At 43.6% G+C, this 15479-nt stretch carries 13 protein-coding genes; 7 read left to right on the plus strand and 6 right to left on the minus strand.

Going from position 1 to position 15479, the window contains the following annotated elements:
* Positions 1-62: 62 nt before the first annotated feature.
* Positions 63-749, minus strand: a complete 687-nt coding sequence (locus H0S56_RS11755) for a response regulator (RefSeq protein ID WP_004278304.1) — start codon at positions 747-749, stop codon at positions 63-65.
* Positions 750-762: 13 nt separating this feature from the next.
* Entirely contained in the window at positions 763-2415 is a 1653-nt protein-coding gene (gene baeS, locus H0S56_RS11760; RefSeq protein ID WP_005103294.1) for a sensor histidine kinase efflux regulator BaeS, read from the minus strand.
* Positions 2416-2550: 135 nt separating this feature from the next.
* On the opposite strand from baeS, the gene H0S56_RS11765 reads away from it, so the two are divergent.
* The 3 genes from H0S56_RS11765 to H0S56_RS11775 all read left to right on the plus strand — a co-directional run bounded on the left by H0S56_RS11765 (position 2551) and on the right by H0S56_RS11775 (position 7210).
* The gene (locus H0S56_RS11765; RefSeq protein WP_195725139.1) at positions 2551-3156 is read left to right on the plus strand and encodes a hypothetical protein; all 606 of its coding nucleotides are present in this window, start codon (positions 2551-2553) and stop codon (positions 3154-3156) included.
* Between the two features lie 301 nt (positions 3157-3457).
* Positions 3458-5260, plus strand: coding sequence for an acyl-CoA dehydrogenase C-terminal domain-containing protein (locus H0S56_RS11770; RefSeq protein WP_195725140.1), 1803 nt, complete (start codon positions 3458-3460; stop codon positions 5258-5260).
* 168 nt (positions 5261-5428) lie between these two features.
* On the plus strand, positions 5429-7210 hold the full coding sequence (locus H0S56_RS11775) for an acyl-CoA dehydrogenase C-terminal domain-containing protein (protein ID WP_195725141.1): 1782 nt from the start codon (positions 5429-5431) through the stop codon (positions 7208-7210).
* A gap of 60 nt (positions 7211-7270) precedes the next feature.
* On the opposite strand, the gene H0S56_RS11780 is transcribed toward H0S56_RS11775, so the two are convergent.
* Positions 7271-7477 carry a hypothetical protein gene (locus tag H0S56_RS11780; RefSeq protein ID WP_004278311.1) on the minus strand — a complete coding sequence of 69 codons (207 nt, stop codon included), beginning with the start codon at positions 7475-7477 and terminating at the stop codon, positions 7271-7273.
* 173 nt (positions 7478-7650) lie between these two features.
* Between H0S56_RS11780 and H0S56_RS11785 the strand changes: the two genes are divergently transcribed.
* Complete coding sequence (locus H0S56_RS11785) at positions 7651-8148, plus strand: phosphate-starvation-inducible protein PsiE (protein ID WP_004647497.1); 498 nt, start codon at positions 7651-7653, stop codon at positions 8146-8148.
* A gap of 328 nt (positions 8149-8476) precedes the next feature.
* On the plus strand, positions 8477-9463 hold the full coding sequence (locus H0S56_RS11790) for an IS110 family RNA-guided transposase (RefSeq protein WP_005251678.1): 987 nt from the start codon (positions 8477-8479) through the stop codon (positions 9461-9463).
* A 121-nt stretch (positions 9464-9584) separates the two neighbouring features.
* Here the strand turns inward: H0S56_RS11790 and H0S56_RS11795 are convergent, their stop codons facing one another.
* Complete coding sequence (locus H0S56_RS11795) at positions 9585-10037, minus strand: RcnB family protein (RefSeq protein WP_005103287.1); 453 nt, start codon at positions 10035-10037, stop codon at positions 9585-9587.
* Between the two features lie 179 nt (positions 10038-10216).
* Here H0S56_RS11795 and H0S56_RS11800 point away from each other — a divergent pair, with 179 nt between their 5' ends.
* Entirely contained in the window at positions 10217-10675 is a 459-nt protein-coding gene (locus H0S56_RS11800; RefSeq protein WP_195725142.1) for a hypothetical protein, read from the plus strand.
* An 84-nt stretch (positions 10676-10759) separates the two neighbouring features.
* Here H0S56_RS11800 and H0S56_RS11805 read toward each other — a convergent pair whose 3' ends face one another.
* Together H0S56_RS11805 and znuD are read right to left on the minus strand one after the other, a co-directional pair.
* Entirely contained in the window at positions 10760-12223 is a 1464-nt protein-coding gene (locus H0S56_RS11805) for a phospholipase D-like domain-containing protein (protein WP_195725143.1), read from the minus strand.
* Positions 12224-12329: 106 nt separating this feature from the next.
* On the minus strand, positions 12330-14456 hold the full coding sequence (znuD, locus tag H0S56_RS11810) for a zinc piracy TonB-dependent receptor ZnuD (RefSeq protein ID WP_195725144.1): 2127 nt from the start codon (positions 14454-14456) through the stop codon (positions 12330-12332).
* Between the two features lie 140 nt (positions 14457-14596).
* Between znuD and H0S56_RS11815 the strand changes: the two genes are divergently transcribed.
* On the plus strand, positions 14597-15361 hold the full coding sequence (locus tag H0S56_RS11815; protein WP_195725145.1) for a DUF4184 family protein: 765 nt from the start codon (positions 14597-14599) through the stop codon (positions 15359-15361).
* The last annotated feature ends 118 nt before the right edge of the window (positions 15362-15479 follow it).

The raw sequence follows: 15479 nt of genomic DNA on the forward strand, positions 1-15479 counted from the left end.
AAAGCTCCTAAAAAATAACCATTTTAAAGGAGCTTTACAATGCTAAAAAAATATTTATTTATTCAATCTTCAGGATATTCAAAACGGTAACCGACCCCATACACCGCCTGAATCCACTCATGACGGTTGCCGGTTTCAGCTGCATCTGAAATCTTGCGGCGCAAATTCTTGATATGACTGTCAATGACACGGTCTGCCACATCAAAACTATCCGGATTAATATGATCCAGCAATTGTGCACGTGAGTAGACCTGTCCGACATGTTCCAGGAATAACTCCAGCAAACGGAATTCGGTCGGCGTTAAATTCAAGGCTTTTTGTTGGTACCAGATACGCTGTTGTGATTTGTCCATACGGAATAAATCATTGCTTTCCGGTTCTGATTTACGGTCCAGACGACGTAATACAGCCTGTACACGCGCGACTAGTTCTTTCGGACTAAATGGTTTACAGAGATAATCATCTGCACCCATATTCAGACCCAACACACGGTCAATTTCTTCAGTACGTGCAGTCACCATAATAATCGGTAAATCCGACTGTTCACGTACCTTACGGCAAATGGTCAGGCCGTCCATACGCGGCACCATCAAGTCCAGAATCATCAGACTCGGTTTACGCTGGGTAAAACTGTTATATGCTTCCTGCCCATCATGAAACATACTGACCTCAAAACCAGCAGCTTCCAGATAGTCTCGCACCAACTGTGCAAGTTCGATTTCATCTTCAACCAGCATGACATGTTTCATCAATCTATTCCCTTCATGGTTTCATTTGTTTAGGAAAGCTCAGCTTGCATCGTAAACCACCCAGTGGTGAATGTGCAAAGCTTAAGCTGCCGCCCAGCGCCTGCGTAATTTTACATGATAATGCCAAACCCAGTCCGGTTCCGCCAGTCGCTCGGGTACGCGAATCATCGACACGGTAGAAACGCTCGCCAATACGCGCCAGTTGTTCATCAGTCAGGCCAAATGGACTATCATCGATATATAAGGTCCATTCTTTATCATCTTGCGTGGTGTGAATATGCACCTGCCCGCCTGCTTCAGTATAGCGAATACTGTTACTGAGCAAGTTCGCCACAATCTGTTTAAAACGATCCAGATCCAGATTTAACTCAGTCCCTTCGCCATCTGCAGTAACCGTCAATTCAGCCTGCTCAAAGTTCGGCTGGAAGTTAATAAGTTCCTGCTGCACCACCTCCCACGGATTCACTGTCGAGAAATAGAATTGCAATTGCTGGGCATCGACCTGTGCCAATGCTGCCAGATCTTGGGTCAGTTTTTTCAGGCTATTCACCTGAGCCAACATGGAAGCAAAATGTTCAGGCGTTGGTTTACGGATTCCGTCCTGCATCGCTTCAATCTGTGCTTGCAACACTGCCAATGGGGTTTTTAACTCATGCGAAGTATCTGCCACCCACTGACGGCGTGAGGTTTCATGCTGATCCAGAATCACCGCCAATGCATTTAATTCATTGGATAAATCACCTAATTCATCATTCCGGTTCACTTTCACCTGATATTGATAATTTCCTTGGGTCAAGGCACGTGTACCATTGAGCAGACGTTGAATCGGCTTTTTAAAATAAGTCGCCAATAACAGGGAGGCAATCAGACTCGCCAAAATACTGAGTGCATAGACCAGAAATAAATAACGCTTCTGGTTACTGAAGAAATTAATACTGAGCGCATCATCCTGATCCAGAACCGGTTTTAAGCCCAAATAGCCAACAATCTGATTATTCACCATAATCGGGCGATAAGAAATCTGTTCATCTGAAGCCTCACCCACTACGAAACGACGCTTGGCATCATACAGTGAGAGACGTGAACTGAGGCCAAGACGGTCCGGCATCTGAATAAACTGTTTTTTACCAGTCGGTTGCTGGGCTGGCTGCTCACCATTTTTGCGATCAGTTCTAAACAGATTTTGATTAGAACTGAGCGGGAATTTCAGGCCTTCAAAAGGCTGAAACTGGGAGGGCAAATTAGATGCTAATAAACGTAATTCTTCTTCATTGACCTGACGTTGTGGCAGCTCTGGATCCACCATACTTGGTGCGACCTGAGCCAGGGTCTGTTCCTGAAAATAACGCTGCTGCAAGGCAATATCATACTGACGGCGCAGCCACCAGCGTGATAAACGGTCATAATCATCCGGCGCGGCTTCACCTTCCATCTGGAGAATCTGTGCCTGAATCGCATTGCCCCAGTCCTGATAGACTGCATAGACATCGGCCAGATTTTCAATCACATAATCCAGCTTCTGCATTTCGACATCGGCGACATAGCGGGCGAAATTACGCTGCATATTCAGATGCAATACACCTAGGCTCACCGTGGTAATGACCAGCGTGGTCAACAGCACGGTCAAAAATAGACGTAATGCAATGGGAATGCGGCGAATGTTCAAAATAGAAATCTCAATTTTTCTTCTATATTCATTATTGTAGCGAACACCGCAGCAAAAAACTCTTCATTGTTTCTACATCTTTATTGTTTAATCTTTAACGATCAAAAGAATCAGACCTTTAACGGGATTAATCATATGCAAACCATGACAAAAATAGCATTAATCAGTGCCAGTGTTTTATCGATGGGCGCTTTGACTGCCTGTCAATCTACCAGCAATGTCCCAAACAACGATCATCCCCACATGATGAAACATCATGAAGGTAAAAAACATCATCTAAGCCCTGAACAGCGTGAGCAGTTTAAAGCGAAACGTGCAGAACGCATGCAGTTTGCCAAACAGCTTCAACAGGCCTGCGACAATAAAGCCGTGGGTTCAGCCATTCAGGTCAAGAGTGGCGATAAAACCATAGACGGCACCTGCCAGATGGTCTTTAAAGCAGATCGTAAAGAGATGAAAAGCCATCGCGGTGAACATCGTGGCATGAAAGCTGAACATCATCCAATGCGTGCCGATATGCGTGGCGGCATGATGCGCGGTGAAGTCCTGACTGATGCCAAACGTGCAGAATTGACTAAACAGTTTGATCAGCGCCTCGCTCAACACCAGGCACATCAACAAGCCATGCTACAAGCCTGTCAAAGCAAAAAAGACGGGACAGCTGCACAGATCAAGATGGGCGAACAAACCATCAATGGCAAATGTCATGTTCGTTTTCAGCCTACAGCCTCTGCCTATTAATGCATAGGAATCAAGGCTTCACGACCAGCACCTTCGGGTGCTTTTTTATTGTGTGCTGTTTCATGCATACAGTTGACTATTCCTTTCCTACAAAATATGACTAAAGTCTTTATACTCAAGACCTTTAATGCATCATGCAGATTAATCTTTGACTTTACAGTCACCAAGAAAACACCCCGAAAAGCTTGTACCGCAGGGGAAGTTGTTGCACGATTAGATCATTCCAAACCGTGTCAGTGAAGACAGGTTTTAGTTCATCTAAGATTATAACGCTGGTTCAACCAGTATTGAGGAAACCGATATGCCACAATACAAAGCGCCTTTACGTGATATGCAATTTGTGTTGCATGAATTATTAAATGCTGAACAACACTATGCAAATCTCCCTGCATTCCAAGAAAACGTAAGCCGTGAGCTGGTAGATCAGTACTTAGAAGCTGCGGCCGACTTCTGTGAAAACGAATTGTCTCCAATCAACCAGACCGGTGACCGTGAAGGCTGCACCTGGAATGACGGCGTTGTCACTACTCCAACTGGTTTTAAAGAAGCGTACCAAAAATACATCGAGCTTGGCTTCCCTTCTCTTTCTGCTGAAGAGCAATACGGCGGTCAAGGCTTACCGAACTCTTTAGGTATCGCGATTTCTGAAATGGTCGGTACTGCGAACTGGGCATGGGGCATGTACCCTGGCCTGTCTCACGGTGCGGTTCGTACTTTAGAACACCATGGCTCAGCTGAACAAAAAGACACTTACCTGCCTAAACTGGTTTCAGGTGAGTGGACGGGTACCATGTGCTTAACTGAATCTCATGCAGGTTCTGATCTGGGTATTATCCGTACCAAAGCTGAACCGCAAGCAGACGGTAGCTACGCAATCTCTGGCGAGAAAATCTTTATCTCTGCTGGTGAACACGACATGGCTGAAAATATCATCCATATCGTACTTGCTCGCCTGCCAGGTGCACCGAAAGGTACTAAAGGTATCTCATTATTCATCGTGCCAAAATTCAACCTGAATGCTGACGGTTCGATTGGCGAGCGTAACGGTGTACGTTGTGGTTCGATCGAACACAAAATGGGTATTCACGGTAACGCGACTTGTGTCATCAACTTTGACAATGCTAAAGGCTTTCTGATCGGACCTGAAAACCGCGGTCTGAACTGCATGTTCACCTTCATGAACACAGCACGTATCGGTACAGCAGTTCAAGGTCTTGCAGCATCTGAAGGTTCATTCCAAGGCGCGCTTGCATACGCAAAAGACCGTCTGGCAATGCGCTCTTTAAGTGGCCCTAAAGCACCAGAAAAAGAAGCAGATCCAATCATTGTACATCCTGCTGTACGTAACATGCTGTTGACGCAAAAAGCATATGCAGAAGGCGGTCGTGCACTGGTTTATCTATTAGCACAATATGCTGACGTGGTTGAACATGCTGCAGAAGAAGCTGACCGTAAATTTGCGGACAACATCCTGTCATTGCTTACTCCTATTGCGAAAGCGTTCCTGACTGAAACCGGTTCTGAAGCTGCGAAACACGGTGTACAGGTATTTGGTGGTCACGGCTTTATTTCTGAGCACGGTATGGAGCAAATCGTACGTGATACACGTATCGCCTGCTTGTACGAAGGTACCACTGAAATTCAGGCACTAGACTTGTTAGGCCGTAAAGTATTGGGTACGCAAGGTGCAATGTTGAAAGACTTCACCAAGATCATCCATAAATTTGCTGAAGCGCACAAAGACAATGCTGCAATGAAAGAATTCGTTGAACCATTGGCTGCCTTGAACAAAGAATGGGGCGATCTCACTATGCAGATTGGTATGCGCGCGATGCAAAACCCTGAAGAAGTCGGTGCAGCTGCAGTTGATTACCTGTACTTCTCTGGTTATGTCACTCTAGCTTTCCTATGGGCACGTATGGCATTGGTTGCTCAGGAGCAACTGGCTGCTGGTACCACTGAGGTTGATTTCTACAATGCCAAAGTGACGACAGCACGCTTCTACTTCAAGAAAATCCTGCCACGCGTTCGTTCACACGTTGAAGTGATTGCGACAGGTGTAGAGCCATTGATGAACCTGGATGCGGAACACTTTGCATTCTAAGTTAGTCTCAGACTAACTACATCACAGAAAAAGGACGGTCAATCAACAGGCAGTCCTTTTTCTTTATAAAGAGTTATAGAATTAACCTTTAGTCGTCTAACATTCAGATTTTGAGTGTTTTAGACTGATTAAAACTCATTTAATCAAACAATAAACAGGTGACACACCATGCCAATTTATAACGCGCCACTTGCCGATATGAAATTCATCCTGAACGATGTCTTCAATGCAGAACAGTTCTGGCAGGCCAATGAAAATCTAGCGCATCTGGATGCTGCGACAGCAGAAGCGATTCTTGAAGAAATGGCAAAATTTTCGCAAAACGTCATGCTTCCACTGAACCGTACAGGTGATGAAGAAGGCGCAAAAATTGAAAATGGCAATGTGACCACACCTGCTGGTTTTAAAGAAGCATTCAAACAATATGCAGAAGGCGGCTGGATTGGTCTAGGCGCAGATATGGAATGGGGCGGCCAGGAAATGCCGAAAATGCTAACGGTACTTTCTGATGAAATGCTGTTCGCGACCAACCCATCTTTCATGCTCTATCCACTGCTTTCTGTTGGTGCAGGCATGGCGCTGAACAGCTACGCTTCACAAGCACAAAAAGAAACCTATTTACCTAAAATTTATTCAGGTGAATGGTCAGGCACGATGTGCTTAACCGAGCCACATGCCGGTACTGATCTGGGTATTATCAAGACCAAAGCTGAACGTAACGAAGACGGCACTTATAGCATCAGCGGCACCAAGATTTTCATCACGGGCGGTGACCATGACCTGGCTGAAAATATTATTCACCTCGTTCTGGCAAAAACCCCAGATGCGCCTGCCGGCTCTCGTGGTATTTCCCTCTTCATCGTACCGAAATTCCTGGTGAATGAAGATGGTTCTATTGGCGAACGTAACCCGGTCGGCCCAGGTTCAATCGAACACAAGATGGGAATCAAGGCATCAGCAACCTGTGTAATGAACTTTGACGGTGCGAAAGGTTACCTCGTTGGTAAAGAAAATGAAGGTCTCGCTGCAATGTTCGTGATGATGAACTATGAACGTCTGTCGATGGGTATCCAAGGCCTAGGTGCTTCTGAATTCGCTTATCAAAACGCTGCGCAATATGCGACAGACCGTTTACAGGGTCGCAGCGCGGCTGGCGTTCAATCACCAAACAAACCTGCGGACAGTATTCTAGTGCATGGTGATGTACGCCGTATGCTGCTGAATGTACGTGCCAATAATGAAGCTTCACGTGCATTCGCCGTGTATGTAGGTCAACAACTGGATATCACCAAATTCTCGACTGATCCTGAAGCGGTGAAAAAAGCCAATGACCGTGTTGCGCTATTAACACCAATCGCGAAAGCGTATTTAACGGATACCGCATTCCAAGCGACATTAGATGCACAAATGGTCTTCGGTGGTCATGGCTATATCCGTGAATGGGGCCTGGAGCAATGTATCCGTGACCTGCGTATTTCCCAGATCTATGAAGGCACTAACGGTGTACAGTCACAAGACTTGATCGGCCGTAAAACCATTAAATGTGGCGGCGAATATATCTCTGAATATATTTCTGAAATCCGTAACTTTGCCAATAGTCTGGATGCGGATCTAAACTTCATTAAAGATGCCACACTGGATGCAGCGACTGAAGTTGAATCGGTAACTCAATATATTCTGGAAGCAGCAAGAGAAAGCCATGACTTCCCGAATGCGACCGCAGTTGACTATCTGCATGCTGTAGGTCTGTTGAGCTTCTCTTATATGTTCGCGCGCATTGCCAATGCAGCGAAAAATAAAGAAGGTGAGTTCTATCAAAATAAACTCGCTCTGGCACGTTATTTTGTACAACGCATTCTGCCTGAACTAGCATTACGCATTACCAAAGTGAAATCAGGTTCTGACGTCATCATGAACTTCTCTGAAGATTATTTCACGACTCAAGCTTAAGCTGAAAATCTGCAATAAAAACGCCTGCATCAGCAGGCGTTTTTTATGAAAATTCAACAATTAAACTTTTTGAATCAGCAAGGTATCTGGCTGATTATTACTTTTCGGATTCAGATGTTTATTCACAATTTTGATATTCCCCTCTGACTCTAAAGACTCGCAGAGTTCCACCACCTTTTGCATATCTTCCGCCTTAATGCCTACGCCGAGGATTAATTTTTTTCCGGCTTCTAATTGGCTAATTTTTGTTTGAATTTTATCTAACACTTTTTTCTCCTATTTATTCAATGTACCACCCATACAATATAGCAATTTAGTCTAAAAAAAGCGCAAAAGTTCAAATAATTTAATCTTTATTTTTCATTCAATCATTCTGTGCATGATCTTTGCACGTTATTCTGTAACTATCTTTATTTCACAGGAAAAATCAGGAGGATAATATGTCTAAATCACGTCCGAAAATTGAAAAATTTGAAGCGCTCCTCGACCGTCTTGGTAATCTTGCTGTAGAAAGCTTTCATTATATTGCGCTGTTTATTATTGGCTGTATGGTGATCTGGTCCGCTGGCCATACCGTCATTGACATTCTGACCGTCAAACAGTTCGCCACCATTGACGACATTCTTCTGTTGTTTATTTATCTGGAACTTGGTGCCATGGTCGGCATCTATTTCAAAACCAACCATATGCCAGTACGTTTCCTGATTTATATTGCCATTACTGCACTGACCCGTTTGCTGATTGCAGATATTCAACACACGCATAAAGCCAGCATGGATCTGGTGATTATTACCGGTTCGATTCTGATTCTGGCCTTTGCGATATTAGTGGTGCGCTATGCCTCATGGACTTATCCATCCGTGATTCGTGACAAACATAGTGAAAAGCCATTACCCCTTGGCAAAACACCGCGTCCAGAAGATGATGAATTGGCATAGTCTTTTAAGCCCTCTTTTTTGCACTTCAGCTTAAAGTAATACTTAAGCCTCGTTTAGGGTTTTGGGAGATTTATCTCAAGCAATCTCTCCCTTGCGTAGCAGTGCTACTTGTATCTTGATTGATATAGTGATTAGCTACCACTATACGCAAATTGTAGAGTTTGGAGTGCTGCTAAAATCTTAAATTTGAACCTGAGATAAAACCTACAATTTGCCCTTATCCCTCATACAACTCTGAACGGTAACTAAGCACTTTGATGCTGTATTCACAAGGTAAGATGATGGTTAATGGGATAAAAATCATAGCTTAAACTCAAGGAATATCACCATGATTATGCTAGGTATTGATGTCAGTAAAACCAAAATAGATTGTTGCATTTTTCCTCAAGGTTTGACTGGAAAAAGAAAAAATAAAATATTTACTAATACAGAAAGTGGCTTTGGCAGTCTGCTCAAATGGCTCATCACTCTTAAAATTGAACCTGATCAAGTGACAGCAATCATGGAAGCGACTTCGGTTTATCATGAGAATTTGGGATATTATCTATATGATGCAGGTGTAAAGGTTTGTGTGGCTAATCCTTCACGAGTAAGAGCCTTTGCCAAAGGCATGTCCATGCTAAATAAAACGGATAAAGCTGATAGTGAAGCTCTTTCACGTTATGGTTACACCGCAAAGTTAATCATATGGCAGCCTGAACCTGAAAATGTCAGATTATTAAAAGCTTTACTAGGCAGACGAGATGTCTATCTAGGTAGTCTATTGCAGGAAAAGAATCGACTTGAAAAGGCGCAGTCCACTCATACCTCCGTTGTTGTGATTAAATTACTTGAAGAGAATATTGAGTATTTAAATCAGCAACTTGAAAATATTGATAAGTTAATAAATAATCACATAGATCAAGATCCAACATTGAAACAGGATTTGAAATTACTGCAAACTATTCCTTCAATCGGTGAACGATCAGGCTTATTACTGTTGGGGTTATTTCATTCGCACAAGTTTGAAAAAGCAAGTCAAGCTGCTGCATATGTAGGTTTGGTTCCAGTACATCAGTTGTCTGGCAGTTCAGTCAACAAGCAAAGTCACTTATCAAAAGCAGGTGACAGTAAAATACGCTCAGTATTGTATATGTCAGCATTAACAGCGATTAAATATAATCCACACATTGAAGCTTTATATCAACGATTATTAAGCCAGGGTAAAAATAAAATGTGTGCTTTAGGTGCTGCAATGCGCAAGCTTATACATCTGTGTTATGGCGTTTTAAAACATCAGACTGCCTATCAAAGAGATTATTTATTGGTCGAATAATCTCAAAACCTGATTGACTACCAAGACGGTATCTCATCTCCTCACAGGAGAGGGAACTATTTTGGTCTTTTTGAGTTATTGACGTTTATAACTGAATTATCCGTTCAGAGTTTAGAGCAGTTTAACGATTCGGCACCAGCACATAGCGTCCGTTTTCATAAATCCAGTAGCTGCCACGCGGTGGTGCTGGTAACCCTAAACGCTGCCAATCGGTAATTACCGTATATCTCGAACTTTCAATCCGGGCAACATTCGGATCACCATTGACCCAGCTATAACTATTCGAATTTTGATAAATAGTGGTCGGTGCCTGATACTGAATGTTTAATCCACTTTGACTCTGTGCAGGTGGATAGCCCCAATATGGTGGTCGTTGCGGGTAATGTGGTCTTGGTGGCAGCGGACGTTGCGGATAATGCTGCCGTGGTGGATCATAAGATCGTGGAGCGCTGCGATAATTCGGTGTGGATCGATCTACACCACCATAACCCACCCAAGCATTGCCAGCCATACTTTGTGCAGAAGCTCCTAATAGCAATGCAGCCAATATTGCACTCGATAGTACGATTCTCATTTGAGCTTCCTCCGAATAATCTGCTTATATTTTAAACAAAATAGATGCAGAAAATATGGATAAGCTCGCTGGAGCTGCAATTTTTTGTAATGCGCTCGCCTATTTTCAATCTGACAGGCACGTCGGCAGGCTGCTACTTTATGCTAAAATTGCTTTTTTAATGTTTCGAGTTGAATACTGTGTCTGATTTAAATTTCGATCGTTTACATGAATATTTTTCTAAAATGCCGAGTGTTCAGAAAGAACGGATTGATAGCTATGGTTCAGATGGCAAACAGGCATGGTGGTTTAAGTTTCAGATCAATGTCGATCATCCGCTGGCTTGGCAAACTGTGCAAGAATTAGGTCATGTCCTGAATTATATTTCTAAAAATGAACGTCTTCCGACGCAGTTCCTGCCAGTATCTCCACCACCGTATATGAATGGTATCGCCAGAGATTTCTTGTGCTGGGTGATCCAGTGTAATCACGCAGATTTCCCACCCGATGTAGTTTGTGACTGGTTAGAAGCGCGTTTACCAAATCCAGTCGATGATGAAGCGCAATGGAAAATTAAAACCGATATTTCTGAGCTGGATCAATTAACGGATAAAGAGCTGGATCAGCTGGTTCCGCCGAATCCAGAATCAAAAAGCTGATAATAAAAAATCTCCCTAACTCCCTCTTTTTCAAAGAGGGACTTTCCTCCCTTTTTAAAAAGGGAGGTCAGGAGGGATTTAAAATTAAAACGTCGACCAGCCGCTCCATTCCATAAAACGATACAGCCAATATTTAAAGAACGAGTTTTCTGCATATTGAGTGTAATCTACGCTCATCGAACGGCCATTTAGATTTGACCATGCCCCCTCAAAATATTGCTGGGCATCCCGGAAGACTTCGGCCTGAGGCTGACCCACCACGCGCATATTGGTTTCCAGATTATAGTTTTTCAAATTGCGTACCGTAAAATTGGCCGAACCTAAAATCATTTCAGCTTGCTGAGCATTGCGCTTCATTAGGATCTTGCTATGACATTGCTCACCCTGAGTATGACACCAACGTACATTTATACCCGCTTCGTGCAATTCTGAAGCCACCTGCCGATTTGGAATTCCATTCTTTTCACGGCCAAAGGCATCTTTATTTGGGTCGAGTAAAATCCGGACTTTGACACCACGTTCATGGGCCGCTATCAGACTTTTGATAATTTTTCGCTCAGACAGATAAAACATTGCCAGATCAATCTGTTCACTGGCTTTCGCGGTCTGAATCAGATTCAGAATCGCATCATAAATGGCTTTTTCAGTCAGCACCTGAGCTTGTGGCTGGCTACTGTCTGCCTGAAAATCCCCAGCGACAATGGCTGGCATATTCGCTTGTGACATCATGCCCACAGACAGTTCTGTTTTCAAAATATCCACAGCTGTGCTCCCCCAGACCAATAAACCAATATTGGAATGCCGCGAACTGCCATCATGCGGGTTCATGGACGTGACCAGTGCTTTCCAGCCTTGATCGGTATCCACCACCATAGTTTTGCGATGATTGGCTTTAAAGTTAAACAAATCAAAATAACTGCGCAGGGTAATTTTTTCTGTTCCAAATGGATTCGGCAACCAGCCTGTTTCCGGATTATTGCCAATGCCCTGGCAACAGATATACCAGAAGCCGGACCAGCTTGGATTGGAAGCCCGCAACGGCGTCAGATTGGTTTCAATCACATCAATACCGTGCTGACGTAATTCCCGATACTGCTCGGATCTAATTCCACCATAGACCGAATTGATCGGATCGGTAATAAATTTGATTTCTACCTCAGGCTGCAGCAGACGCTTACTGATTAAAGCATCACTCAACTGTTGACTCAGTGCCTGATGCTGCTGCGTAGATGCACCGGTTTGCTGATTAAATAAAAACATATCCAGCACAATCAGCGATTTGGCCTCTTCAATCATTTTCAGCATTTCATTAAAAATGCGATGATCTAAATGCTGTTTTCCTTCTGCATCCAGATAAGTCTGATCGGCCAGAAATTTGACTTCGGCATGACGCAGCTTGCCCGTGTAATTCAGATCTTCCGGCAAAGGCTTATACGTGTGGTAGATCGCCGAAGCCAGATAACCCACGGCCAGCATACTAATGATCAAAGCCACATAACGGCGATTCGACCAGTTTAATTTATTGTGAATTCGTTGAAAGATACGCATAAGAAAAAACCTAACCCAATATACTCAGGCTAGGTTTTATCTTATGATTTTTCAAGTAGATTTCAGTGAGATCTAGATGATTTAGTCGATTATTTCAGTAGACCTGTTAGAAATCATACTGTACGCCGACGGTAAAGTTGCGACCCACCTGCGGAATATTCGACAGGAAGGAAGTATGTGAATACACCTGATCATCAAGCAGGTTATTGGCCTTGAAATAAACCCGATAAGCATTGTTATCTGCAATGCTATTGGCATAGCTTAAGCCAACATTCACCATATTGTAGCCCTGGGTTTCATCTTCATAGCTGGCGATTTTGTCCTGATTAAAGACATGATAATACTCAGCCAAACCTGACCAGCCATCGGCAAAGTCTGCTTCGACTTTGGTGCCTAAGCGACCTGCAGGTACCCGTGGTGCATTTTCGCCTTCAATCTTGCCACGCACATAATCCCCAAAGACGCTGAGCTTATACATATCATTGATCTGATAACCGGCTTGTGCTTCTGTACCATAGAATCTAGCTTTGTCTTGGGTATATTGCACGCCACGTAAATTACCTTTTTGCGCTACCGTTTCGCCATAGATATAATCATCAAACCAGTTGTGATAGACATGCACATGGTAATCCAGTTTATCCCCTTCATAATGCAGACCTAACTCGAGATTATTTGAAGTTTCTTTATCGAGATCAGGATTACCTAGTTCATAGGTATTGGTCGCAAAATGCAAGCCATCAGCATAGAGTTCTTGAGCTAAAGGCAAACGCTGCTGATGTGATCCCACTACAGAAAGTTTGTAGTCCGGTGCAAATTCCCAGTTGGCAGCAGCGGATGCAGAGACACCAGTCCCCGAATAATCTTTCTGATCCGAATCTACTTTCACTTTTTGATGATCGACACGCGCACCAAGTTCAACATGCACATCGCCAAGTTGCTTATGCTCTAAAGCAAAAAGACTGAATTTGTCAGTTTTTGTGTCCGGCATCACGACACCTGAACTATGAACATGATGTTCTTCATCGTCCTCATCGCCATCTTCATGATGGTCATGCTCTGATGCGGCAAGATTAATTTTTTGCTGTGAAATCTGGGTTCCAATCACCCCTTCCCAGCCTGCAACTGGCACATGCACCAACTCTAAACGGCCGTCATAACCTTTGCTTTTAAAGTTACTAATGACTTCACTTTCTTCAAGTTCATTGTGTTCATAATCGGTAATGCTGGCATGTGCACGTAGTTTTTCAACACCGGCAAAAGGCTGTTCCAGTTCGGTGCGTACTTCATAGCGTTCAGATTTTAAATCTACCCATGGTCCACCATGCTCTTCATGGACTGGTGCATCTGGGTCAGGTGTTGGACAACCATGAAAATGATCGCCATGTAAAACACAGCCATGATATTCATGACTATGCCCCGGCAAACCATACTGATCATGACGGTTGCTATAAGATAGACCAACAAAACCACGGCCATGAATCCATGATCCGCCAATATTGACTGTTTGTCCTTCTGCAAAGGTATTGTCGACACGGCGTTCTTTATGAAAGTGGGAGTGATCTCCATGCGGCTCTTCGACCACATAATCCGGCGCAATATAATCATTGGCTTTACGCTTTGAGCCTTCTACACGCAAAGCAAAATTTTCACCAATACCCGCTGTCACACCAGCACTTGCCAGTTTTTCGTCACTGCCTGAGTTATAACGTAGACCAACTGTACCTTCCAAACCATCTTCAGGCATCTGGGTCGGAATTTTTTGATCAGTGACATTCACCAGTCCACCGACTGTACCGGCACCATAAAGCAACGTAGATGGACCGCGAATCACTTCGACCTGTTTCGCCAGAATCGGATCAACAGTGACAGCATGGTCAGGAGACAAAGTAGATACATCCGCTGTTTCAGAAGCATGCTGCAATACTTTCACACGTGGACCATCTTGACCACGAATCACCGGACGACTTGAGCCTGAACCATATTGATTAGAATAAACACCCAGCTCATCTGCCAAGGCATCCCCAATGGTGGTCGCACGTTCAGACAGCGCTTTCTGATCCACGACTTGATCCACAACCGCGAAATCCGCCGCAGTCTGCACCAATGGATGAGCTTGCACCTGAATCGTGTCCATGGTCTGAACCGGGATAGAAGATGAGGATTGCTCTGCAAACACTGTAGGCGCAACTACAGCAAAAATTGACAATGTTATTAGATTCTTAGGGAAGGACATGACCGAAGCTCAAATTCAGTATTTTGGATGAATGTTATAATATAACATTTCATTATTTTTGCAATCCTTTACGATACTCAGTGCTATATTTTATTAGAATGTCCTTTGAATACTTTTGATTACATTAAAACATTGTCTTTATGCCCTTTACCTTATCGCATGCTGTGCTTGCTCCACCTATTTCATATTTGACTGGGAATAGACTTCCTGTTGCTGCGCTGGCAATTGGGAGCATGGTTCCCGATCTGCATCGCTTGTTTACTCATACTAATTCGAATATCACCCATTTATGGTCTTCTCTGATTCATCCAGATCTCTGGATTGGTTTGGCTTTTTGTGCCGTCTGGTACCTGATTTACCGGCCCGTGATTTACCGTTTCATCGGTATTCAGCATGATTTAAAGATTCACAATATCCTTTCAGCACTAAAATTCATCCTGGTGATGTGTCTGGCAGTCATCATTGGTACAGCCACCCATTTAATCTGGGATGGAATAACCCATGTCGATTTTCGAACTTTTGCCTTCCATGAAGTCTTAGCCCAACATTTTCAGTTGTTTGGACAAAGCTATCCGCTGCATCGGATTTTACAGATTGGCACCTCAGTGATTGTCTTGCCTCTTATCCTGTGGATGAGCCTGCATTATTATAAAACTCATCAGCAATATCTTACAGTCAGCCTAAAAATCAAATCGTTTGCCTGGGGCTTATTGCTCTTTTCTATATTCACCGGCCTATTTTCTGTCTGGGATTATGCGCGCTATATTTCTACGGAAGTCTGGCAATCAGATCTCTACTATTTTACTGGCCGCTCGATCAATGAATTTAGCCAAGGCTTTCTGATCACCTTCAGTCTGGGCTGTTTATTGTTTTTATTTTTAGACAGAGATCTCAAGATGGGTTAAACAAAGCACTGGCTTTTCCCTATTCACTTTAAAATGATATTGTTTTTGACCCAAGTTCTTGTGACAACATGCCCAAAGAGGCATAATCCTACCTTTACTCAAAGCGGTACGCTGTTTA

This window comes from Acinetobacter lwoffii (genome assembly GCF_015602705.1).
In the GTDB taxonomy this organism is placed as follows: Bacteria; Pseudomonadota; Gammaproteobacteria; order Pseudomonadales; family Moraxellaceae; genus Acinetobacter; species Acinetobacter lwoffii_E.

What these genes read in the sequence shown, in the direction of transcription:
- H0S56_RS11785 (WP_004647497.1), top strand. Translation starts at nt 7,651, where the DNA reads ATGTCTAAATCACGTCCGAAAATTGAAAAATTTGAAGCGCTCCTCGAC.
- H0S56_RS11765 (WP_195725139.1), top strand. Translation starts at nt 2,551, where the DNA reads ATGCAAACCATGACAAAAATAGCATTAATCAGTGCCAGTGTTTTATCG.
- H0S56_RS11775 (WP_195725141.1), top strand. Translation starts at nt 5,429, where the DNA reads ATGCCAATTTATAACGCGCCACTTGCCGATATGAAATTCATCCTGAAC.
- znuD (WP_195725144.1), bottom strand. Translation starts at nt 14,456, where the DNA reads ATGTCCTTCCCTAAGAATCTAATAACATTGTCAATTTTTGCTGTAGTT.
- H0S56_RS11795 (WP_005103287.1), bottom strand. Translation starts at nt 10,037, where the DNA reads ATGAGAATCGTACTATCGAGTGCAATATTGGCTGCATTGCTATTAGGA.
- H0S56_RS11755 (WP_004278304.1), bottom strand. Translation starts at nt 749, where the DNA reads ATGAAACATGTCATGCTGGTTGAAGATGAAATCGAACTTGCACAGTTG.
- H0S56_RS11805 (WP_195725143.1), bottom strand. Translation starts at nt 12,223, where the DNA reads ATGCGTATCTTTCAACGAATTCACAATAAATTAAACTGGTCGAATCGC.
- H0S56_RS11815 (WP_195725145.1), top strand. Translation starts at nt 14,597, where the DNA reads ATGCCCTTTACCTTATCGCATGCTGTGCTTGCTCCACCTATTTCATAT.
- H0S56_RS11770 (WP_195725140.1), top strand. Translation starts at nt 3,458, where the DNA reads ATGCCACAATACAAAGCGCCTTTACGTGATATGCAATTTGTGTTGCAT.
- H0S56_RS11790 (WP_005251678.1), top strand. Translation starts at nt 8,477, where the DNA reads ATGATTATGCTAGGTATTGATGTCAGTAAAACCAAAATAGATTGTTGC.